The 20,862-nt window shown below is 73.5% G+C and carries 20 protein-coding genes; 11 read left to right on the top strand and 9 right to left on the bottom strand.

Annotated elements, in window-relative coordinates; translation table 11 throughout:
* The first annotated feature begins 11 nt into the window (after window positions 1-11).
* The 4 genes from ABZ815_RS34865 to ABZ815_RS34850 all read left to right on the top strand — a co-directional run bounded on the left by ABZ815_RS34865 (window position 12) and on the right by ABZ815_RS34850 (window position 3,903).
* Window positions 12-440: a pyridoxamine 5'-phosphate oxidase family protein gene (locus ABZ815_RS34865; protein WP_357705459.1), complete on the top strand. Its 429-nt coding sequence runs from the start codon at window positions 12-14 to the stop codon at window positions 438-440.
* Window positions 441-551: 111 nt separating this feature from the next.
* Window positions 552-1,862 (top strand): hemolysin family protein, encoded by a 1,311-nt coding sequence (locus tag ABZ815_RS34860; RefSeq protein ID WP_357705458.1) that lies wholly within the window; start codon window positions 552-554, stop codon window positions 1,860-1,862.
* Complete coding sequence (locus ABZ815_RS34855) at window positions 1,859-2,860, top strand: hemolysin family protein (RefSeq protein WP_357705457.1); 1,002 nt, start codon at window positions 1,859-1,861, stop codon at window positions 2,858-2,860. The genes ABZ815_RS34860 and ABZ815_RS34855 overlap by 4 nt, the downstream gene beginning before the upstream one ends.
* A gap of 71 nt (window positions 2,861-2,931) precedes the next feature.
* Window positions 2,932-3,903, top strand: a complete 972-nt coding sequence (locus ABZ815_RS34850) for a glycosyltransferase family 2 protein (RefSeq protein WP_357705456.1) — start codon at window positions 2,932-2,934, stop codon at window positions 3,901-3,903.
* Between the two features lie 3 nt (window positions 3,904-3,906).
* Here ABZ815_RS34850 and ABZ815_RS34845 read toward each other — a convergent pair whose 3' ends face one another.
* The 9 genes from ABZ815_RS34845 to ABZ815_RS34805 all read right to left on the bottom strand — a co-directional run bounded on the left by ABZ815_RS34845 (window position 3,907) and on the right by ABZ815_RS34805 (window position 12,358).
* Window positions 3,907-5,145: a glycosyltransferase family 4 protein gene (locus ABZ815_RS34845; protein ID WP_357705455.1), complete on the bottom strand. Its 1,239-nt coding sequence runs from the start codon at window positions 5,143-5,145 to the stop codon at window positions 3,907-3,909.
* On the bottom strand, window positions 5,142-6,395 hold the full coding sequence (locus tag ABZ815_RS34840; RefSeq protein ID WP_357705454.1) for a hypothetical protein: 1,254 nt from the start codon (window positions 6,393-6,395) through the stop codon (window positions 5,142-5,144). Before ABZ815_RS34840 ends, ABZ815_RS34845 begins: the two co-directional genes overlap by 4 nt.
* Window positions 6,383-7,129: an NTP transferase domain-containing protein gene (locus tag ABZ815_RS34835; protein ID WP_357705453.1), complete on the bottom strand. Its 747-nt coding sequence runs from the start codon at window positions 7,127-7,129 to the stop codon at window positions 6,383-6,385. The genes ABZ815_RS34840 and ABZ815_RS34835 overlap by 13 nt, the downstream gene beginning before the upstream one ends.
* Complete coding sequence (locus tag ABZ815_RS34830; RefSeq protein ID WP_357705452.1) at window positions 7,126-7,761, bottom strand: HAD family phosphatase; 636 nt, start codon at window positions 7,759-7,761, stop codon at window positions 7,126-7,128. Before ABZ815_RS34830 ends, ABZ815_RS34835 begins: the two co-directional genes overlap by 4 nt.
* 5 nt (window positions 7,762-7,766) lie before the next feature.
* Window positions 7,767-8,930, bottom strand: coding sequence for a 2-phospho-L-lactate transferase CofD family protein (locus ABZ815_RS34825; RefSeq protein ID WP_357705451.1), 1,164 nt, complete (start codon window positions 8,928-8,930; stop codon window positions 7,767-7,769).
* Window positions 8,927-9,715 (bottom strand): glycosyltransferase family 2 protein, encoded by a 789-nt coding sequence (locus tag ABZ815_RS34820; RefSeq protein WP_357705450.1) that lies wholly within the window; start codon window positions 9,713-9,715, stop codon window positions 8,927-8,929. The genes ABZ815_RS34825 and ABZ815_RS34820 overlap by 4 nt, the downstream gene beginning before the upstream one ends.
* Window positions 9,716-9,720: 5 nt before the next feature.
* Complete coding sequence (locus tag ABZ815_RS34815) at window positions 9,721-10,404, bottom strand: hypothetical protein (RefSeq protein WP_357705449.1); 684 nt, start codon at window positions 10,402-10,404, stop codon at window positions 9,721-9,723.
* 403 nt (window positions 10,405-10,807) lie between these two features.
* A complete protein-coding gene (locus ABZ815_RS34810; protein WP_357705448.1) occupies window positions 10,808-12,013 on the bottom strand; it encodes a CoA transferase in 1,206 nt (401 codons plus the stop codon).
* A gap of 168 nt (window positions 12,014-12,181) precedes the next feature.
* Complete coding sequence (locus ABZ815_RS34805; protein ID WP_357705571.1) at window positions 12,182-12,358, bottom strand: hypothetical protein; 177 nt, start codon at window positions 12,356-12,358, stop codon at window positions 12,182-12,184.
* Here ABZ815_RS34805 and ABZ815_RS34800 point away from each other — a divergent pair.
* From ABZ815_RS34800 to ABZ815_RS34770, 7 genes are all read left to right on the top strand, one after another.
* Window positions 12,278-13,057 carry an SAM-dependent methyltransferase gene (locus ABZ815_RS34800; protein WP_357705564.1) on the top strand — a complete coding sequence of 260 codons (780 nt, stop codon included), beginning with the start codon at window positions 12,278-12,280 and terminating at the stop codon, window positions 13,055-13,057. The two genes, ABZ815_RS34805 and ABZ815_RS34800, sit on opposite strands and share 81 nt — an antisense overlap.
* Before the next feature lie 345 nt (window positions 13,058-13,402).
* A complete protein-coding gene (locus ABZ815_RS34795) occupies window positions 13,403-13,819 on the top strand; it encodes a MarR family transcriptional regulator (protein WP_357705447.1) in 417 nt (138 codons plus the stop codon).
* Between the two features lie 274 nt (window positions 13,820-14,093).
* Window positions 14,094-17,771, top strand: coding sequence for a nitrate reductase subunit alpha (locus tag ABZ815_RS34790; RefSeq protein ID WP_357705446.1), 3,678 nt, complete (start codon window positions 14,094-14,096; stop codon window positions 17,769-17,771).
* Window positions 17,771-19,351 (top strand): nitrate reductase subunit beta, encoded by a 1,581-nt coding sequence (narH, locus tag ABZ815_RS34785; RefSeq protein WP_357705445.1) that lies wholly within the window; start codon window positions 17,771-17,773, stop codon window positions 19,349-19,351. Before ABZ815_RS34790 ends, narH begins: the two co-directional genes overlap by 1 nt.
* Window positions 19,348-19,962: a nitrate reductase molybdenum cofactor assembly chaperone gene (gene narJ, locus ABZ815_RS34780; RefSeq protein WP_357705444.1), complete on the top strand. Its 615-nt coding sequence runs from the start codon at window positions 19,348-19,350 to the stop codon at window positions 19,960-19,962. The genes narH and narJ overlap by 4 nt, the downstream gene beginning before the upstream one ends.
* The gene (gene narI / locus ABZ815_RS34775; protein ID WP_357705443.1) at window positions 19,962-20,651 is read left to right on the top strand and encodes a respiratory nitrate reductase subunit gamma; all 690 of its coding nucleotides are present in this window, start codon (window positions 19,962-19,964) and stop codon (window positions 20,649-20,651) included. Before narJ ends, narI begins: the two co-directional genes overlap by 1 nt.
* Window positions 20,648-20,857: a hypothetical protein gene (locus ABZ815_RS34770; protein WP_357705442.1), complete on the top strand. Its 210-nt coding sequence runs from the start codon at window positions 20,648-20,650 to the stop codon at window positions 20,855-20,857. Before narI ends, ABZ815_RS34770 begins: the two co-directional genes overlap by 4 nt.
* Window positions 20,858-20,862 lie beyond the last annotated feature (5 nt).

Below are 20,862 nucleotides of genomic sequence, written 5' to 3'. Positions count from 1 at the left end.
GGCGCTGTACGATGTCGCTCGCCCGGAACCCCGAGGAGTCCCTGAGGAGGATCGTGGACCTGGCCGAGCTGGGCGAGGCGTTCGCCGCGTTCTGGCGGGAGCGGCACCTGTGCACGCTCGCCACCGCCCGCGACGGAGGCCCGCCGCACGTGGTGCCCGTGGGCGTGACGCTCGACCTGGACACCGCGACCGCCCGCGTGATCACCTCCGGGTCCTCCCACAAGGCCCGGCTGATCGGCACGGACGGCGCGCCGGTGTCGCTGTGCCAGGTCGACGGCCGCCGCTGGTCCACCCTGGAAGGACGGGCCGTCGTGCGCACGGCGCCCGAGCAGGTCGCCGACGCCGAACGCCGTTACGCCGTCCGCTACAAGCCGCCCCGGCCCAACCCGTCCAGGGTGGTGCTGGAGATCCAGGTGACGCGCGTGCTGGGCAACGTCTGATCAACGGCGGTTCGTCATGACTTCCGCGCGCCCGAGGCGGATGCTAGCTTTCGCCCGTGGAGTCTGAGTACGACCGGCCGCCCGCGGCGTTACCCGAGGGCCCGGGCTGACGTGCTCCTCGACGCCGTCTACCTGCTCGCGGCCCTCGCCCTGATCCTGGCCAACGGCGTCTTCGTCGCGGCCGAGTTCTCCCTCGTCACCGTCGAACGCGGCCAGGTCCGCCAGCTCGCCGAGGACGGCGACCGGGGCGCCCAGGGCGTCGAGGCCGCGTTGCGACGGCTGTCGTTCCACCTGTCGGGCGCCCAGCTCGGCATCACCGTCACCTCCCTGCTGCTCGGCGTCGTGGCCGAGCCCGCCATCGCCGACCTGCTCGACCCGCTGCTCGGCGGCGTCCCGGTCGTGCCGGTCGTGCTGGCGATCGCGCTGTCCACGGTGGCGCAGATGGTGCTGGGCGAGCTGGTGCCCAAGAACGCCGCCCTGTCCAGGCCGCTCGCGGTGGCCCGGCTGGCGACGCCGCCGCAGCGGGCGTTCTCGGCGGCGTGCGGGCCGCTGATCCGGCTGTGCAACGCGGTGGCCGACGCGATCGTCCGCCGGCTCGGCGCCGAGCCGCAGGAGGAGCTGGCCTCCGCCCGCTCGCCCGAGGAACTGGGCCTGCTGGTACGCCTGTCCGCCGAGGCCGGCGTGCTCCAGCCCGGCACCGCCGCCATGCTCCAGCGGGCCCTGCGCTTCGGCGGCAAGACCGCCGGCGAGGCCATGACACCCCGTACGGACTGCGTGACCGTGCCGGGCACCACCAGCGTCACCGAGTTCCTCAAGCTGGCCAGGAGCCGCCGCCACCTGCGCATCCCCGTCTGCGGCGCGGAACGCGACGACATCCTCGGCATCGCCAGCGTCCCCGGCGCCTGCGCGGTGCCGCCGTCCGAACGCGACACCACCCAGGTGGCCGCGATCGCCAGGCCCGCCCTCCAGGTGCCCGAGACGCTGCGGCTGGAGGTCGTGCAGGAGCGCCTGGCCACGGCCCGCGCCGAGATGGCCGTCGTGATCGACGAGTACGGCGGCCTGGCCGGCGTCGTCACCGTCGAGGACCTGGCCGAGGAGCTGATCGGCGACATCGCCGACGAGTACGACCTGCCCGAGGAGCAGTCCGACGAGCCCTCGCCGGTGCTGCTCCCGCCGGGCGCCTCGGTGGGCCTGCCCGCGCTGCTGCGCGCCGACGAGGTCGAGGAACGCACCGGCTTCCGCATGCCGCCGGGCCCGTACGAGACGCTCGCCGGGCTGGTGATGGCCGCGCTCGGCCGCATCCCCGACCCGGGGGACGAGGTGGCGGTGCGCGACTGGGTCCTGCGGGTGGAGGCCATGCGGGGCCGCCGGATCGAGCAGGTCACGCTGACCGCGCCGCGCCAGGCGGGGGAGCGGCCGTGAGCCTCGCCCAAGGGCTGGTCATCGTGGTGCTGCTGGCCGTCAACGGCTTCTTCGTGGGCGCGGAGTTCGCGCTCATCTCCGCCCGCCGCACCCTGATCGAGCCGCGGGCGCGCGAGGGCTCGCGGCGGGCGCAGGCCGTGCTCGCCGCCATGAACGCCGTCCCCACCATGCTGGCGGCGGCGCAGCTCGGCGTGACGCTGGCCTCGCTCGTGCTCGGCGCGGTGGGGGAGCCGGTGGTGGCCGAGGCCGTACGGCCGCCGCTGGCCGCCCTGGGGCTGCCCGAGCGCCTGGCCCATCCGGCCGCCTTCGCGCTGGCGCTGCTGCTGGTGGTCGCCGCGCACGTGATCATCGGCGAGATGGTGCCGAAGAACCTGGCGCTGTCGGCGCCCGACGTGGCCGCGCTGTGGCTGGTGCCGCCGCTGTTCGTGCTGGCCAGGGCGACGCGGCCGGTGCTGACGCTGGTCAAGGCCATGGCGGGGGTGGTGCTGCGGCTGCTGCGCGTCCCGTCCGCCGAGGAGGTCCGTACGGTCTACACCTCCGGCGAGCTGCCCGTGCTCATCGAGGAGTCGCGCCGCCACCGCCTGCTCCGCCAGGACGAACGCGACCGCCTGATCGCCACCCTCGCCCTGCACGCCCGCCCGGTCGGCTCGGTGATGGTGCCGATGAGCGAGGTCGTCAGCGTGCCGGAGACCATCGACAGCGCCGGCCTGCAACGGTACGCCGGCCGCCACGGCCACTCCCGCTTCCCCGTGCACGGCGACGACCCCGCCGAGCTGCGCGGCTACCTGCACGTCCTGGACGCCCTGAACGGCCACGGGGCCCGCGAGCCGCTGCCCCTGCGCGCCCTGCCGCAGGTGCCCGCCACCGCCACCCTGGCCCAGGTGCTGGCCGTCATGCGCGCCCGGCGCGCCCAGCTCGCCGCCGTCGCCGACGACTCCGGCCAGGTGCTCGGCGTCGTCACCCTGGACGACGTGCTCGGCGGCATCCTGACTGGCTGACGACGGGGTCTCTGCGAGATCATGGAGGAGGGCCGCCGCGCGGCCGGGGAACTCGCCGAAGGGCAACGCTCGTGACGAGGATTTCGCTGATCGTGCCGTGCTACAACGCGGCCAGGACCCTGCGCCTGTGCCTGGAGTCGGTGCTGGCCCAGACCCGGCTGCCCGACGAGATCGTGGTCGTGGACGACGCCGGCTCCGACGGCTCGGCGGCCATCGCCGAGGAGCTGGGCTGCCGGGTCGTCCGCCTGCCGGAGAACCGCGGCGTGTCGGCGGCCAGGAACGCCGGTGTCGAGCACACGACCGGCGACGTGATCTTCTTCCTGGACAGCGACGTGGCGCTGCGGCCCGACGCGGTCGCCAACGCCGTCGCCGTCCTGGAGGCCGATCCGGGCGTCGGCTGCGTGCACGGCGTCTACGACACCGAGCCGCTCATCGACGACGGCCCGGTGGAGTGGTACCGGCTGCTGCACCAGGTCCACTGGCGGCGCCGGCACCTCGGCGAGGTCAACAGCGTCGTGTTCGCCCTGGCCGCCATCCGCCGCGAGGTGCTGACCGGGGCCGGGCGGCTCGACGAGAGCCTGCGCGACTGCGAGGACGTCGAGTACAGCAGCCGCCTGGCCGTCCGCACCCGGATCGTGCTGACCGACACCGTGGTCGGCCGGCACGACGAGGGCCATCGGTTCCTGCCCGTGCTGTCGGAGCAGTGGCGGCGGGCGCTGCCGCTGATCCCGCTCGCGCTGGCCACGGCCAGGCGGGGCGCGGCCAAGCCGGAGAACGCCAACAGCCGCGCCGGCATCCTCGCCTGCGCGCTGGCGCTGGCCTGCCTGCCGCTCGGCCTGTTCGCGCCGGTGCTGTTCGCGGTGCCCGCCGTGCTGGTCGGGTGGTTCGTGGTGGCCGACCCGGAGCTGCTGCGGTTCGTCCACCGGCAGCGCGGCACCGCCTTCACCGCCTACTTCATGGCCGTGCACCTGGCCGTGCACGTGGTGCTGGTCACCGGCCTCGCCGTCGGCTCGCTGCGCGTCCTGCGGGGCAGCCCGGCCTGACGCTCAGGAGGCGGGCGGCTTGAGAGCCGCCCGGTAGACCCCCGCCGTCGCCGCCGCCGCCCGTTCCCAGCTCAGGCCCTCCCGGACGAACCGCTCGCCGCGTTCGCCCAGCGACCGCCGCAGCCCCTCGTCCGACATGACCTCGATCACCCCGCGGGCGATGTCGGACGGCTCCGCGGCCCGCACGAACCGCACGGCGGGCCGTCCGGGCTCGTCCCCGAGGAAGATCCGGGAGAAGCCGTCGCCCAGGACGGTCGCCCGTCCCAGCGCCATCGCCTCGGTCGCCACCAGCCCGAACGGCTCGAACAACGAGGGGAACACGCACGCGTCGGCCAGCTCGTAGTACTCCAGCAACTCGCGGCCCGTGACGAAGCGGCCCGAGGTCAGCACCCGCGCCCGCAGCCCGGTCGCCTCCACGATGCGCCGGACGCCGGCCTCGTCACCCTCCCCGACGATCAGCAGCCGCAGCCCCGGGACGGCGGCCGACGCCGCGCGCATCGCCTCCAGGAGCTGGTAGACGCCCTTCTGGCGTTCGATCCGGCCCACGAACAGCAGCACCCGGTCGCGCTCGGACAGGCCCAGCCGCTCCCGCAGCGCCGCCGCGCCCCTCCGCAGCGCGTCCCGGTCGAAGGCCGGATCGGCGACGACCCGCTCGTACGTCCCGCCGAGCGGCACCACGTCGATCGGCGTGTGCCGCCACCCGGCGGCGAGCAGCTGCGCGCGCACCTCCGGCGTGGCCACCACCACCCGCCGGGAGATCCGGGCCAGCCGGCGTTCCAGCGCCGCGAACAGGTTCAGCGGGTCGCGGATGGTGCGCTGCGCGGCCACGCCGTACTCGGTGGTGTGCACGTGCAGGACCACCGGCAGGCGCAGCAGGTAGTGGCAGAGCAGGCCGGCCAGGAAGTTCGTCGAGTCGTGCACGGCGACCAGGTCCGGACGCCCGCCGCGGCGCAGCCGCCGCACGTACCGCCAGTTGCTGGCCACGACCTGCGCCGTCAGCAGCAGGAACTCGGCCCGGCGGGTGCGGTTGAGCCGCCGCCCACGGGTCCCGGGCAGCCGGACGCGCGGCCGGTGCACGGTGACGCCGTCCACCCGCTCGTCCACGGGCAGGCCGCCGACGTTGAGGGTGTGGACGGTCACCTCGTGGTCGCGGGCCAGGTACGGGGTGATCAGCTCGACGTACCGGCCGAGCCCCGCCGTGACGTTGGGCGGGAACTGGTTGACGACGCAGGCGATTCTCATGACAGGTCCTTGAGGTAGACCCGCGCGGCCGACACGGCCACGACGGCCAGCAGGAGAAGGTTGGCCAGCGCGAACCCGGCCAGGCCCCCGGCCAGCCCGTGCCACCGGATACACCAGGCCGGCACGGCCAGCGCCACCGGCGTGCCCGCGAGCAGGCAGCCGATCAGCACGCGGGCGCCGCGCACCCCGTCCATGGACAGCGCCACCGAGTACAGGTTGAACGCCGTGTGCGCCCCGATGCCCAGCGCCGACAGCGCCGTCAGCCCCGTCGAGTACGGGTACTCGCCGCCCATGAGCAGGAAGAACACCGTGCTCGCGGCGAAGGAGAAGACCGCCGTCACCCCCGCCACGGCCGGGACCAGCCGGGCGATCCGCCGCATCAGCACCGGTTTGTCGGCGGTGGCCATCCTGGGCAGCAGCACCAGCAGCACCCCGTCGGTGAACACCACGCCGAGCAGCCGCTTGGGGAAGCCGTTGTAGACCGAGTACACGCCGACGTCGGCCGGGGCCGCCCAGTGGTTGAGGAAGATCACGTCCACGCCGAACAGCAGGCCGGTCAGCGCGGCGACGGCCGTCACGTACGCGCCGTGCCGGTAGAGCGAGCGGGCCAGCCGCACCGAGAACGCCCGCGGGCGCACCCCCGCCCCCGCCGTCGCCACCACCGCGAACGCCGCGTTCGTCACGATCAGCGCGACCAGGTACGGCTCGGCGTCCCTGATCCCCAGCACCAGCAGGCAGAAGCAGGCCGCGCCCAGGTAGGCGACCGCGACCGCCAGCTTGAGCCGGGCCACCAGCGCGAACCGGCCCAGCCCCCGCAGGAAGCCGTCCGCGAGCTGGTTGACCGTCATCGACACCGCCAGCGCCAGCCCGTAGGCCAGCGTCGGGACGTCCACGTTCAGCGCCGACGTCAGCAGGGGAGCGGCCGCCAGGCCCAGCGCGGCCAGCCCGGCGCTCACCGCCAGCGTCGCCGCCAGCGCCGTGGTGACCAGCGCCGGACGCTCGCCCGGCACGGCCCTCGGCAGCTCCTGGAGCATGACGTAGTGCAGGCTCGTCAGCATGGCCACGGTGACGATCAGCGCGATCGACAACACCACCGTGAAGTGCCCGAACGCGCTCGCCCCCGCCCCGCGCGCGACGACCAGCGTGGTGGCCGCCGCGATGCCGCTGGCCGCCGTGCTCACCAGCGTCGGCCCGGCCGCCCACCGGTGGCCCCGGACGAGGCCCGCCGCGCGCCCCCTCAGCCCGAGCACCGCGCGTACGCCCGCCGGGCGAACTCCAGGTCGTCGGCCGTGTTGACGCCGCGCGCCTCGGCCGGGTCGTCCACCGGCACGACCGTCACCGGCCAGCCCTCGGCCCGCGACAGATGCGTCAGGAACGGGAGGAAGTTCACCTCGCCGGTGGCCGCGCCGCGCGCCGCGCCCGCCGCGTACCGCTCCCACGCCTCCCGCAGGCCCGCGGTGGCCAGGCAGAACACGCCGATGTCGCTGAGCCCGCCCGGACGGCACTCCTCGCCCTCGCGCGACTGCCGCACCCGGACGAGCTCCCCGCCGGCCAGCTCGTACTCCACGTACGGGTCGTCCATCGGCACCAGCGGCAGGGTCAGCCCCTCGCCCGGATGGGCGGCGACGACCCGGCGCACGGTCCGCGCCGACAGGTTCGCCTGGTCGCCCCAGACCACGAGGATCGTCTCGTACCCGGCCCAGTGCCCGGCCGCGCCGAAGATCGCCGCGCCCATCCCGGTCGGCCGCTCCTGCACGCTCACCGACACCCCGGGCGTCCCCGCCACCAGCTCGCCGAACGGGCCCGCGCCGGCCGGGGACACCACGACGTGCACGTGCCCGGCCGGCGGGCGCAGCCGCCGGTGCAGCACGTCCCACACGGTGACGCCGTCGGCCAGGCCGATCATGATCTTCGGCAGGTCGTGGCCGAGCCGCGTCCCGCGCCCCGCGGCCGGGATCACCGCGCACAGCCGCCGTTCGCTCACCTCGCCGACCACCTCTCCAGCAGGGACACGATGTGGTCCAGGTCCGGCGCCGCGACCGCGCCGGGCGCGGCCTCGGCGGTGTGCACGTGCAGCGTCGCCAGGCCCGCGCCGACGGCCGAGGCCACGCCGTGCGCGGAGTCCTCCAGCGCGACGGCCGCGGCCGGACGCACCCCCCAGCGGCGGCAGGCCGCACGGTAGAACCCCGGGTCGGGCTTGCTCACCGGCACGTCGTCGGCGGTCAGCACGTCGCGCACCGGCAGCGGGCACGCGGCCAGCGCCCGCTCCACCGAGGCCCGGCTGCCGCCGGTGACCAGGTAGGCCGCCCGGCCCGCCGCGCCCAGCGCGTCCAGCAGGCGGTGCGCGCCCGGGAACGGCCGGACCAGGCCCGCCTCGACGTAGGCGCGGTAGAGCCGCTGCTTGTGCCGCGCCAGCCGGGCGGCCGCCGCCGGGCCGCCGGTCAGCCGGGCGGCCACCGCGGCGGTGCTCGCGCCCGCGTGGTCGGCGTAGCGGAAGGTCTCCAGCGCGGCGGGCGCGTGCTCGGCCAGGGCGTGGCGGAAGGCGGCCTCGTGCGCGGGGGCCGAGTCCACCAGCGTGCCGTCGAGGTCGCACAGCCAGACCGTCCAGGGAAGCATCCGGCTCACCCGGCCCGCGCCAGCGACGCCTCGCCGAGCACCGCGAGCAGCGCCTCGGCCGTACGCGGGCCGCGGTGGGCGCCGGGCCTGGCCGGGTCCTCCAGGTCGGCGCTGATCCAGCGCGCCCCCGCCCACGAGCCCCGGTCCAGCACGCAGGCCGGTACGGCGGGCCCGGCCGTGCCCCGGCCGCTCAGCACATGCGTGATCGTGGCCCGCTCGTTGCCCGGGTCACCCAGGTAGGCCAGCGTGCGGTCCACCAGGTCGGTGGCCGTCAGTCCCTGGACGTCGTGGTCGCCGCCGACGTTCACGACGAACACCCGGGCCGCGGCCCGACTCCCGGACACGGCCTCGGCCAGGCCCGGGGTCAGGTAGCTGGGCAGCAGCGAGGAGTGGGGGGTGCCGGGGCCGAACACGACGAGGTCGGCCTCGGCCAGGGCCCGCAGCGCCTCGGGGTTGGGCGTGACGTCCGCGGACCGGCGGGCCAGCAGCTCGCGCACCCGCTCGGCGGGACGGCCCGCCAGCGCGGCGCGGTCGGCGGCGGTCAGCGGCTCGCGCAGCAGGAACAGCCCGGTGATGGCCCCGGCGTCCTGCGGCGCGACGATGTCGGCCTCGTCGGCCAGTACCCGGCCGTCCTGCTTGAGCGCGACGAGGAAGGCGTTCTCGCCGCCGGTCACGTTCAGCAGCCGCACCGGCGAGCCGAACGTGCGCGCGCACGCCATTACCGCCGCGTTGAAGTCCTCGCCCAGCCGCAGGTACGCCCCGGCGAACACGAGGTTGCCCAGCGCGCAGTCGGCCAGGTCGAGCCCGCCGGGCCGGGCGGCCAGGCGTTCGGCGACCACCCGCAGGTCCCGTGCCGCCGCCGCGAGGCCCGCCGCGGCGATGTCGTCGGTCAGCGCGTCCAGGGCGGCCGGGGTGGTGCCAGGAGGGAGCCGGCGTTCCAGCAGCGTGTGGCGCGGGTCGCCGGGGTCGAGGTGCAGCAGGAGGTTCTTGCGGAAGTCCGACGGGCCCAGCATGCCCGGCAGCCAGCGGCGCAGCGCGCCCGTGGACAGCCCGTTGTCGTACCCGTTCACCAGCAGGGACAGGCTCGTCCCGGAGGTGCGCAGCAGCGCGCGGGCGATGCCGGCCGCGCCGCGCCCGCCGCCGAACAGGGCCACCGACACCGGGCTCATCGCACCTCCTCCAGCGAGGAGCGGCCCAGCGGGAACGGTGCGAGCGGCGCCCGCAGCACGCCCCGGCGCAGCAGCCAGCGGCGCAGCCCGAGATAGCCGACGAACAACGCCCGGTCGCGCGCGCCGCGCCAGAACCGCCAGCCCCGGCTGCCGCCGCCGCGCTCGCGGTGCTCGATCGGCAGCTCCTCCCACGCGTGCCCCAGCTCGGCGACGCGGGCGGTGATCTCGGTCGAGCAGTTCATGCCCGCCGACTCCAGCGGCAGCGCCCTGAACAGCGGGCCGCGCACCACCTTGAAGATCGAGTTGAAGTCGCGGTAGCGGGTGTGGTGCAGCAGGTTGCTGACCGCGCCGCTGGCCGCCGACCCCCACCGGTACGGCAGGCTGTCGGCCTTCCTGACCCGCGCGCCCGAGAAGGCGGGCCCGCCGCCGTCCCGGATGCGTTCCAGGAACGCGTCGAGGTTGGCGATCGGGAACTGGCCGTCGGAGTCGAGCAGCACCACCCAGTCCAGCCGGGTGCGCGCGACGGCCGCGGCGATGGCGGCCCCGGCCCCCCGGTTGCGCCCGAAGGTGACGACGACGAGCTGCGGGCAGCCCTCCCGCAGCTCCCGCAGGATCTGCCCGGTCGCGTCGGAGCTGCCGTCGTCGCACACGACGATCTCCCACGCGCCCACCCCCGGGTGGCGCTCCAGGTACTCCCGCCATTCCGTCACCGCCGCCGCGATGTTGTCCGCCTCGTTGTACGCGGGTGCCGCCACGGAGACGTCGACGGCCGGCCTGTTCGGCAAGGGGGTCACCTCCTCGGGGTGGCGTCCGTGCCGGCGCCGGCCCCGGTCAGGCGTGCGATCCAGCGATCCAGCGGAAGCAGGTTGATCCCGGCGATCACCGGGACGTGCGCCAGCGTGAACACGATCGCCCCCCAGAACGGGATCGGCCCGCCGGTGAACAGGTTGATGTGCGGGGCGTCGATCCGGTCGGGGAGCTCGACCGGGTTGACCACCTGCCACATCACGTCGAGGAAGCCGGAGAACACGATCAGCACCCCGGTGGCCATGATCTTCAGGCACCGGCCCGGCGAGCCGCCCCCGATCCGGTACGCGGCGGCGACCGTCAGCACGATCCCCGGGTAGAGCAGCAGGTACAGGTGCGTGTAGAAGTTGTCGCCCTGGGCCCGCGCGCCGTCGCCGTAGTAGAACCAGCTGATCCTCGGGATGAGGTAGCCGGTCAGGAACACGAACGGCACGTACAGCAGCCAGTGCAGGCGCGGCGACACCCAGGGGAAGAACGCGATCGCGCAGCACAGGCAGGCGAAGGCGAGCAGCTTGGCGGCGAGCTGCCAGGCCGCGTCGATCTCGCGGGCGTGCGGGGTGGCCAGCCAGACGAAGGCGAAGCCGGCCGTGCCGACGGCCAGGGCGATCCACCAGATGTGGGCGGCCCAGGGGCGCGGGGCGTCGAGCAGGGGGTCGGGATGGTTCACTACCGGTCCTCGTGGGCTCATCGAAGGGTCACGGGAGCGCTCCCAACGCAGTATGTCACCTGTCCCCGTGACGGCCACCGCAATATCAGATAACGGACGCACCGGAACTTGCGGACCGGCTGACTGGTTGTAGTGCGTGCCTGAAAGACCAGCTCAGTGCCCATATGGCAGATGGTGGAACGATTCACGGCCGGAGTGACCACAAAGGGCCTGCCTGCGATGTCAAGGCCCGGCGTCGGAATCGTCTGAACGAGGTTCCGTCCGGCTCCTTTTGTGTGAAACTTGAACTGTATTCGGAAAGCAGCAGTTCAGGGGGCTGTTCGAGGCTGTGGGAGCGCTCCCGCGACCTGTCATCTTTCGGGCCCGTAATTCGGTTTTCGGGCCTGTTGAAACGGCTCGGGCGTCAGGCGACCACGCCCCGCGCGCGCAGTTCCGCCACCTCCGACGCCGACATCGACAGCAGCTCGCCCAGCACCTCGTCGGTGTGCTCGCCCAGCTCGGGAGCGGGCGACGGCGGGACCTGGCGGCCGTCCACGAGAAGGGGGCCGCCGGGGGCCAGGTGGGGGCCGACGCCCGGCTGGTCGAGCGGGGACATCAGCGGCTCGGCCCGCAACGCCGCCGCCCCGCCCGCGGCCAGCTCCTCGAACGTCCGGTACCGCGACCACAACACCGACGTGCCCGTCAGCGCCTCCTCGGCCTCGGCCGCCGTCCGCGCGGCGAACCACGGCGCGAGCAGCCCGCCCAGCGCCTCCCGGTGGGCGTACCGGTCGGACTCGGAGCCGAAGTCGGCGGGCAGCGCCTCCTCCAGCGCCGACACCACGCGTCCCAGCCCGGTCGCGACGACCAGGTCGCGCCAGTGGCGTCCGGTGAGGACCAGGACCATGAGCCGCCGCCCGTCGGCGGTGACGAAGTCGCGGCCGAAGTCGCCGTAGAGGTCGTTGCCGATGCGTGGACGGCCGGCGCCGCGGAGCTGGGCCTCGGCCAGGAGGCCCAGGTTGCCCATGGTCGCCAGGGCGACGTCGTGCAGGGCCACGTCGATGCGGCGTCCCCGGCCGGTCGCGGCCCGCCGGCGGTCGGCCGCGAGCAGGCCCACGGCCAGGTAGAGGCCGCAGGCGACGTCCCAGGCGGGCAGCACGTGGTTGACCGGGCCGTCGTGGTGGGCGGGACCCGTCACGTACGGCAGGCCGAGCCCGGCGTTGACCGTGTAGTCCACGGCGGGACGGCCGTCGCGGTGGCCGAGCAGCCGCGCGTACACCAGGTCGGGGCGGCGCGCGGCCAGCTCCTCGTACGACAGCCCGGCCCGCGGCGGCGCGTTGGTGAGCACCGTGCCCGCCGCGACGGCCAGGTCGGCGACCAGCTCCCGCCCGCGGTCCGAACGCAGGTCCACGGTGACCGAGCGCTTGCCCTTGTTCAGCCCCGCCCAGTAGAGGCTGCGGCCGGAGGGCGCGAGCGGCCAGCGCCGCGCGTCGGGCCCGCCGCCGACCGGATCGACGCGGACGACCTCCGCCCCGAGCTGGGCCAGCGTCATCCCGCCGAGCGGCGCGGCGACGAAGCTGGACAACTCGACGATCCGCATCCCGGCCAGCGGCGCTGCATGATCCTCCGGCACGGCCACCTCCACCTCGACCCCGCCGATCCTACGCGCGGACGCCGTCCAAATGATCTCGCCGGAAGTTCTGGTAACAAACATTTCCCGAAATAACCGGTCTGCCCCATTGTCATTAACTGGAATTGTTGGAACATATGGTCTGAGTCACGAGTGAAGTCCAAAGATCGCCTACCGCAAGAAGGTGGCGGCGAGGGGAAAGGGGCAACGCTCATGCGCCAGCGTGCTGTCCGTAATTTGGCCAGGCTTGGCACGGCGCACGCCAGGATCACCCGGATCCTGGATGCCGCCGCCGGTGGGAAGAACAACTTCCTCGCCGACAGAGACCTGGTTCGGCATTTCGATCAAGTGACTCCTGTCGCCACCACCGCGGCCCGTGCTGTCCTTGAATACCTGTCGCGGGTGATCCGTCATTTGGCCGCTGTCGAAGGCGTGGACCAGTTCATGATCGTGGGAAGCGGGGTGCCGAACGGCCCGTCGGCCGGCAGTCGCCTGCACGACGTGGCCCGCCTGACCTCCGCCGGCCCGGACGTCCGCGTGGTGTACGTCGAGAGCGACCCGATGGCCCTGACGCTGGCCCAGGCCACCATCGAGCCCTTCTGCGACCTGGTGCGCGTGGTCGACGGTGACGTGCGGGAGATGGACGAGATGCTCGGCGACCCGGTGGTGCAGACGTTCCTCGACTGGGACCGGCCGATCGCGGTGCTGCTGCTGTCGGCCCACAGCCTGGACGACGAGTGCGCCCGTACCGTCATCAAGCGCCTGCGGCACGCCGCCCCCGAGGGCAGCTTCCTCGGCCTGCTGCACATCACCTTCGACGGCGTGCCCGGAGAGCTGGCCCCGGCCGTGCGGGGCATGCTCGCCATGACGTTGCCCGGCCTGACCGTGCGCACCCGGGACGAGGTCGCGGACCTGCTGGATGGTCTCGACCTGCTGGAGCCCGGCCTGGTCTGGGTCCCCGAGTGGCGTCCGGACGGGGACGAGCCCACCTGCGCCGACGCGCCCGGCTCGTCCGGCAACTACGGAGCCGTGGCCCGCATCCCCTGACCCTCCCTGTGCGACCTCCGCTCCCGTCGTCCCGCGTGTCCCCTGTGACGGGCGGGGCCGATCGGTGTCACTGAGGCTTGAGGGGCCATCCGCAATTCATCACCATTTGAAAACCTCCGGGGAAAACCTCTGTAATGGGTGGTGAACACCGTCGCTCAGCCGGACGGGCGGTGTCGTCCACGCTCATACCGGTCGGGGGGTGCGTCACGGGCCGGCCGCTGCTAGGAATTTCCTTTTCCGGTCGTCGGCGCAGTGATGAACAGGTGGCCCGTTATGTGGAAAAATGTCGGACGAGCGGCTTCAGTTTTCCCGGGCCGCTCCACGACACCGCGTGAAGGTGCGGTCATGGACGACTCGGCCTGGCACATCGAGGAGGCGTCCCTGGTGCTGGTGGAGGCGACGCTCGACGCCATGGCCGCGCTGGGCGACCTGTCGGTGCCCCGGCTGCGGGTGCTGCTGGCGGTCGACCGGCACGGCCCGATGAACCTCCGCTCCCTGGCCGAACGCCTGGACATGTCGTTGTCGGCGGCCGGCCGGGTCGTCGACCGCCTGGACACCGCCGGCCTGCTGAGCAGGGCCCCGGCCGCCCACAGCCGCCGGGAGATCCGCATCAGCGCGACCCCGGCCGGCCGGGAGGTGCTGGAGCGGTTGCGCGCCGCGCGGCGGCAGCGCATCGGCCAGGCGCTGGAGAAGCTGGCCCCGGACGACCGTACGACGCTCGTCCACGTGCTGCGGCGGCTGACCGAGGCGGCCGACTCCTGAACGCCTGATCCGCCGACATTTCCCCTTTATCGCGTTATTTCGGTCGATAGACCTAATGGTGTTTTCGGGGGCGGCGAAACGTTCTCGGGGAACTAACACATTCCATATGGACACTGTCGCATGCTTGAAACAGTCGTCTGACTGCACGCATCACTTTCGGTCGATTCGCTGGTTTCCGCGGTTACGGGAAGCGTCGTCCCAGCCGCACCGGCGCGGATACCCACAGCGTCATCTCCACGTAAGGGGGTCATGTGTCGTGCCTGGCGGAATACGCATGCATCTGACACGAGCCGAACGCGCCGCCGACACGGCGGCCGCGCGATTGCTGGCGGCGGGCACCCAGTTGCTGCGCGCCGACACCACGCCCGACCGGCGGGCGGTGTACCGCGGCGAGGACAAGGTCAACGACTCCCCGTACCGGCGCCGATGGGCGCACGACAAGGTGGTGCGCTCCACCCACGGGGTCAACTGCACCGGCTCGTGCTCCTGGAAGGTCTACGTCAAGGACGGCCTGATCACCTGGGAGACCCAGCAGACCGACTACCCCAGCGTCGGCCCCGACCGCCCCGAGTACGAACCGCGCGGCTGCCCCCGCGGCGCCGCCTTCTCCTGGTACACCTACTCGCCCACCCGGGTGCGCTACCCGCACGCCCGCGGCGTCCTGGTCGGGCTGTACCGCGAGGCCAGGGCCCGCCTGGGCGACCCGGTCGCGGCCTGGGCCGAGATCACCACCGATCCCCGCAAACGACACCGGTACCAGTCGGCCCGCGGCCAGGGCGGCCTGGTCAGGATCGAATGGGACGAGGCGCTGGAGATCGCGGCGGCGGCCCACGTCCACACGCTCATGACGTACGGGCCCGACCGGGTCGCCGGGTTCTCGCCGATCCCGGCCATGTCGATGGCCTCGCACGCGGTGGGCGCCCGGTTCATGTCGCTGATCGGCGCGCCGATGTTGTCCTTCTACGACTGGTACGCCGACCTGCCCGTCGCCTCGCCGCAGGTGTTCGGCGACCAGACCGACGTGCCGGAGTCGGGCGACTGGTGGGACGCGGCCTACCTCATCCTGTGGGGGGCCAACGTCCCGGTCACCCGCACCCCCGACGCCCACTGGGTCACCGAGGCCCGCTACCGGGGCCAGAAGGTGATCGTGGTCTCGCCCGACTACTCCGACGCCACCAAGTTCGCCGACGAGTGGCTGCACCCGCATCCCGGCACCGACGGCGCGCTCGCCGTCGCGATGGGGCACGTCATCCTGCGCGAGTTCTTCGCCGACCGGCAGACCCCGCACTTCACCGGCTACGTCAGGCGCTTCACCGACCTGCCCTTCCTGGTGGGCCTGGAGGAGCACGACGACGGCGGGCTGCGTCCGGGCAAGTTCCTGACCTCGGCCGACCTGGGCGGCCAGGAAGAGGAGGACCGGTGGCGGCCGATGATCCTCGACGCCGCCTCCGGCCGCCCGGTCGCGCCCAACGGCACGCTCGGCGACCGCTGGAGCGCCGAGCAGGGACGCTGGAACCTCGACCTGGGCGACCTCGACCCGCTGCTCACCCTGCACGCGCCCGGCTGCGACAGCGCCGAGGTGGTCCTGCCGCGCTTCGACGAGCCCGGGGTCGTCCGCAGGGGCGTGCCGGTCCGGCGCGTCGGCGACCGGCTCGTCACCACCGTCTTCGACCTGCTCATGGCCCAGTACGGCGTCGCCCGCCCCGGCCTGCCGGGCCACTGGCCCACCGGCTACGACGACCCCGACGCCCCCGGCACCCCCGCCTGGCAGGAGCGCATCACCTCCACCCCGGCCGCGCAGGCGATCAGGATCGCCAGGGAGTTCGCCGCCACCGCCGAACGCACCGACGGCCGGGCGATGATCGTGATGGGCGCGGGCACCAACCACTGGTTCCACTCCGACACCATCTACCGCTCCTTCCTGACGCTGCTGCTGCTCACCGGCTGCCAGGGCGTCAACGGCGGCGGCTGGGCCCATTACGTGGGGCAGGAGAAGGTCCGACCGCTGGCGGGCTGGCAGCAGCTGTCCACCGCGGCCGACTGGGTGCGCCCCTCCCGCCAGATGGCCGGCACGCCGTACTGGTACGTCCACACCGGCCAATGGCGCTACGAACGGTTCTCGGCGGGAACGTTGTCCAGCCCGGCCGGGCCCCGCCGGTTCGCCGGGCGGCACACCGCCGACCTGGTGGCGCAGTCGGCCCGGCTGGGCTGGATGCCGAGCTACCCCACCTTCGCGGCCAACCCCCTCGACCTGGGCCGCCGCATCCACGACGGCGGCGAGGACCCGGCCCGCTGGATCGCCGGCGAGGTCGGGGCCGGACGGCTGGCGTTCGCCTGCGAGGACCCCGACGCGCCGGAGAACTGGCCGCGGGTGCTCACCGTCTGGCGGGCCAACCTGATCGGCTCCTCGGCCAAGGGCAACGAGTACTTCCTGCGCCACCTGCTGGGCGCGCCCGACAACGCCACCGCCGAGGAGGCGCCGCCGCGCGACCGTCCCCGGGAGGTCACCTGGCGGGAGGGGCCGCGCGGCAAGCTCGACCTGCTGCTCGCCCTCGACTTCCGGATGACCTCCACGACGCTCTTCGCCGACATGGTGCTGCCCGCCGCCACCTGGTACGAGAAGCACGACCTGTCCAGCACCGACCTGCACCCGTTCGTGCACGCCTTCACCCCGGCGATCAACCCGCCCTGGCAGGCCCGCACCGACTTCGACATCTTCCACTCCCTGGCCCGCAAGCTGAGCGAGCTGGCCGCCGGCCGCCTCGACGTCGCCCACGACCTGGTGAGCACCGCCCTCCAGCACGACACGCCCGGCGAGATCGCCCAGCCCGGCGGCGGCGTCCCCGACTGGCGGGAGAGCGGCGTCGCGCCCGTACCCGGCCGCACCATGCCCGCCGTGACGCTGGTCGAGCGGGACTACACCGCGATCGCCGACAAGCTGGCCGCCTTCGGCCCGCTGGCCGAGCGTCAGGGCATGACCGTCAAGGGCGTCACCGTGCGGCCCGTCCCCGAGTCGGCCTGGCTCGCCGCGCGCTGCGGCACGGCCGCCGGAGGCCCGGCCGAGGGCCGTCCGCTGCTGGACAGCGACGTCAAGCTGTGCGAGGCGGTGCTGGCGCTGTCGGGCACCACCAACGGCAGGATCGCCGCCGAGGGCTTCGACCGGCTCGCCGAACGCTGCGGCCCCGGCTCGGGGCTGTCGGAGCTGGGCGCGTCGGTCGCCGGGCACCGCACGGTGTTCTCCGACACCCAGGACCGGCCGGTGCCCGCCGGGGCCAGCTTCGAGTGGTCGGGCGCGGAGGGGCACGACCGCCGGTACGCGCCGTTCACCATCAACACCGAGCACCGCAAGCCCTGGCACACGCTCACCGGCCGCCAGCACTTCTACCTCGACCACGACTGGATGGCCGAGCTGGGCGAGCAGCTCCCCGTCTACCGGCCGCCGCTGGACCTCGACGCGCTGGGCGAGAGCCTGCCCGCCGCACCCGACGGCGGCAAGGCGGTGAACGTCCGCTACCTCACGCCGCACTCCAAATGGTCGATCCACTCCGAGTACCAGGAGAACCTGCTCATGCAGACCCTGGCCAGAGGCGGCCCGGTCATCTGGATCAGCGTCGAGGACGCCGCCGCCATCGGCGTGGCCGACAACGACTGGATCGAGGCGCTCAACGTCAACGGCGTCGTGGTGGCCCGCGCCGTCGTCTCCCACCGCATGCCGGCCGGCACCGTGTTCATGTACCACGTCCAGGAACGCCTGGTGAACGTGCCCAAGTCGCAGGCCACCGGCCGGCGCGGCGGCGTGCACAACGCGCTCACCAAGCTCCTGGTCAAGCCGACCCACCTGATCGGCGGGTACGGCCAGCTCTCCTTCGCCCCCAACTACTACGGCCCCACCGGCAACCAGCGCGACGCGGTGACCGTCATCCGCCGCAGGGATCAGGAGGTGCGTTACTGATGCGACCTATGGCCCAGATCGCCATGGTGATGAACCTGGACAAGTGCATCGGCTGCCACACCTGCTCGGTGACCTGCAAGCAGACGTGGACCAACCGGCCGGGCACCGAGTACGTCTGGTTCAACAACGTCGAGACCCGCCCCGGCCAGGGCTATCCCCGGGGCTGGCAGGACCAGGACCGGTGGCGCGGTGGCTGGCGGCTGCGCCACGGCCGCCTGGTGCCCCGCGCCGGCGGCCGGCTGCGCCGCCTGACCACGCTCTTCGCCAACCCCGACTTCCCCGGCCTCGACGACTACTACGAGCCGTGGACCTACGACTACGACAACCTCATCAGCGCGCCGCTCGGCGACGACGTGCCGACCGCGCCGCCCCGCTCGCTGATCGACGGACGGCCCACCGCCGTCACCTGGGGCCCGAACTGGGACGACGACCTGGGCGGCGGCCCGGAGCAGCTCGCCGCCGACGTCGTCCTGCGCAAGGTGAGCGACACCGTGCGCCTGGACTACGAGCGGGCGTTCATGTTCCACCTGCCGCGCATCTGCGAGCACTGCCTCAACCCCTCCTGCGTGGCCGCCTGCCCGTCGGGGGCGATGTACAAGCGCATGGAGGACGGCATCGTCCTGGTCGACCAGGACCGGTGCCGGGGGTGGCGGATGTGTGTGTCCGGCTGCCCGTACAAGAAGGTGTACTTCAACCACCAGACCGGCAAGGCCGAGAAGTGCACGTTCTGCTACCCGCGCATCGAGGCGGGTGAGCCGACGGTCTGCTCCGAGACGTGCGTCGGCCGCCTGCGCTACCTCGGGGTCATGCTCTACGACGCCGACCGCGTCGGGGAGGCCGCGGCCGTGCCCGAGGAACGTGACCTGTACCAGGCGCAGCTCGACTGCTTCCTCGACCCCGCCGACCCCGGGGTGGTCGCCGCCGCCGAGGCGGCGGGCATCCCGCACGACTGGCTGGAGGCCGCCCGCTGCTCGCCCGTGCACCGGCTCATCACCGAGTTCCGGATCGCGCTGCCCCTGCACCCGGAGTACCGCACGATGCCCATGGTCTGGTACGTCCCGCCGCTGTCGCCCATCGTCGACGCGCTGGCCGAGACCGGCCACGACGGCGAGGACGCGGGCAACCTGTTCGGCGCCATCGGCTCGCTGCGCATCCCGGTCGGCTACCTGGCCGAGCTGTTCACCGCGGGCGACCCGGCCCCGGTGGAGGCCGCGCTGTGCCGCCTGGCCGCCATGCGCTCCCACATGCGGGCCCGCAACCTCGGCGACGAGCCGGACCCCGGCATCGCCGCCGGGACCGGCCTGGAGGCCGCCGACCTGGAACGTATGTACCGCCTGCTCGCCCTCGCCAAGTACGACGAGCGGTACGTCATCCCCACCGCCTACGTCACCTCCGACCACGTCGGGGAGGCGGGATGCAGCCTGGACGCCCCCGGCGGCCCCGGCATGCTCGCCGAGGGCTTCCACAGCCCGCCGGTCACCAAGGACGAACGGCTGCGCGGCCGGGTCAACCTCCTCAACTGGGACGGCAAGGGCACACCCGACGGCCTGTTCCCGTCAAAGGGTGAGGCGGGCGAGTGAACCGGTACGAGTCCCGCCTGATCCACCAGGCCGCCTCCCTCCTGCTGAGCTACCCGGGGGACGACTGGGCCGCCCGCCTCGACCTGGTGCGCACCGCGCTGGACACGGGGGGCGGCGCCGCCACCGAGCGCCTGCGCGGCTTCTGCGCCGAGGCCATGGCCCAGCCCGCGCTCGACGCCGGCGCCGCGTACGTGGCCACCTTCGACCGCAGCGGCCGCCGCACGCTCCACATGACCTACTACGGCGACGGCGACACCCGCAGGCGCGGCGAGTCCCTCCTGGAGCTCAAGACGCTCTACCGCGACCACGGCTGGCAGCCCGGCGCCGGGGAGCTGCCCGACTTCCTGCCGGTGATGCTGGAGTTCGCCGCCCGCGTGCCCGGCCCCGGCGGCCGGCTGCTGCGGGCCCACCGGCCCGGCCTCGACCTGCTGCGCACCGGCCTGACCGCGCGCCGCAGCCACTACGCCGCCGTCGTGGAGGCCGTGCTGATGACGTTGCCCCGCGCCACGTCCGCCGACCGCCGGACCGTGCGGGAGCGGGTGGCGCTCGGCCCGCCCGCCGAGCGGGTCGGCCGTACCGTTCTGCCCGAGGTTCCCGGAGGGGTCCGCTGATGAGACATCTGGAGATCGCCCTGTGGGGCGTGCTGCCGTACGTCGTCCTGGTGCTGTTCGCGGCCGGGGTGGCCTGGCGTTACCGCTACGACCGGTTCGGGCTGACCACCCGTTCCAGCCAGCTCCACGAGAGCCGCCTGCTGCGGGTGGGCGGGCCGCTGTTCCACTTCGGGCTGCTGTTCGTGATCGGCGGGCACCTGGTCGGCCTGCTCGTCCCCGAGCGGTTCACCGAGGCCGTGCACGTGACCGAGCCCATGTACCGGCTCAACGCCCTGGTCGTCGGCGGGCTGGCCGGGCTGGCCACGGTGGCCGGGCTCGGCGTGCTGCTGTGGCGGCGGCTGCGCGTGCGGGCCGTGCGGCGGGCGTCCGGGCGCTCCGACCGCGTCCTGTACCCGGTGCTGGCCACCGTGCTGCTCGCCGGGCTGATCGCCACCCTGCTCGGGCCGTTCGGCCACTACGACTACCGGCTCGGCGTGTCGGTGTGGTTCCGCAGCCTGCTCGAACTGGAGCCGGACGTGGACGCCATGGCGTCGGCGCCGTTCGTCTTCCAGGCGCACACGCTGCTCGGGCTGGCGCTGTTCGCGCTGTGGCCGTTCAGCCGCCTGGTGCACGCCTTCGCCGCCCCCGTCGCGTACCTGGCCAGGCCGTACATCGTCTACCGCTCGCGCGGTGGCGCCCTGCCCCGATGAGCGCCGAAGCCGCCGCGACCACGCTGATCGTGGCGCTGGGCTTCCTGCGCACCCCGCTGCACCTGGCCGTCCTGCTGACCGCCGTGGTGCTCACGACCCTCGTCCCGCTCGCGCTGGGACGGCTGCGCGCCTCCCACGTGGTAACTTCACAGAAGAAGTTACTTCTTGGAGGATTTATCTTCTCCAGGAGGGAGAACAGGAAGTGAGGATC

It is taken from the genome of Nonomuraea sp. NPDC047529, assembly GCF_040642995.1.
In the GTDB taxonomy this organism is placed as follows: Bacteria; Actinomycetota; Actinomycetes; order Streptosporangiales; family Streptosporangiaceae; genus Nonomuraea.
The sequence above is the reverse complement of the archived record's forward strand: the minus strand, read 5'-3'. Positions and strand labels throughout refer to the sequence as shown.

Coding starts and splice junctions, on each gene's coding strand:
- ABZ815_RS34845 (WP_357705455.1), bottom strand. CDS start 5,145: ATGAGAATCGCCTGCGTCGTCAACCAGTTCCCGCCCAACGTCACGGCG.
- ABZ815_RS34830 (WP_357705452.1), bottom strand. CDS start 7,761: ATGCTTCCCTGGACGGTCTGGCTGTGCGACCTCGACGGCACGCTGGTG.
- ABZ815_RS34790 (WP_357705446.1), top strand. CDS start 14,094: ATGCATCTGACACGAGCCGAACGCGCCGCCGACACGGCGGCCGCGCGA.
- narH (WP_357705445.1), top strand. CDS start 17,771: ATGCGACCTATGGCCCAGATCGCCATGGTGATGAACCTGGACAAGTGC.
- ABZ815_RS34865 (WP_357705459.1), top strand. CDS start 12: ATGTCGCTCGCCCGGAACCCCGAGGAGTCCCTGAGGAGGATCGTGGAC.
- ABZ815_RS34825 (WP_357705451.1), bottom strand. CDS start 8,930: ATGAGCCCGGTGTCGGTGGCCCTGTTCGGCGGCGGGCGCGGCGCGGCC.
- ABZ815_RS34795 (WP_357705447.1), top strand. CDS start 13,403: ATGGACGACTCGGCCTGGCACATCGAGGAGGCGTCCCTGGTGCTGGTG.
- narI (WP_357705443.1), top strand. CDS start 19,962: ATGAGACATCTGGAGATCGCCCTGTGGGGCGTGCTGCCGTACGTCGTC.
- ABZ815_RS34770 (WP_357705442.1), top strand. CDS start 20,648: ATGAGCGCCGAAGCCGCCGCGACCACGCTGATCGTGGCGCTGGGCTTC.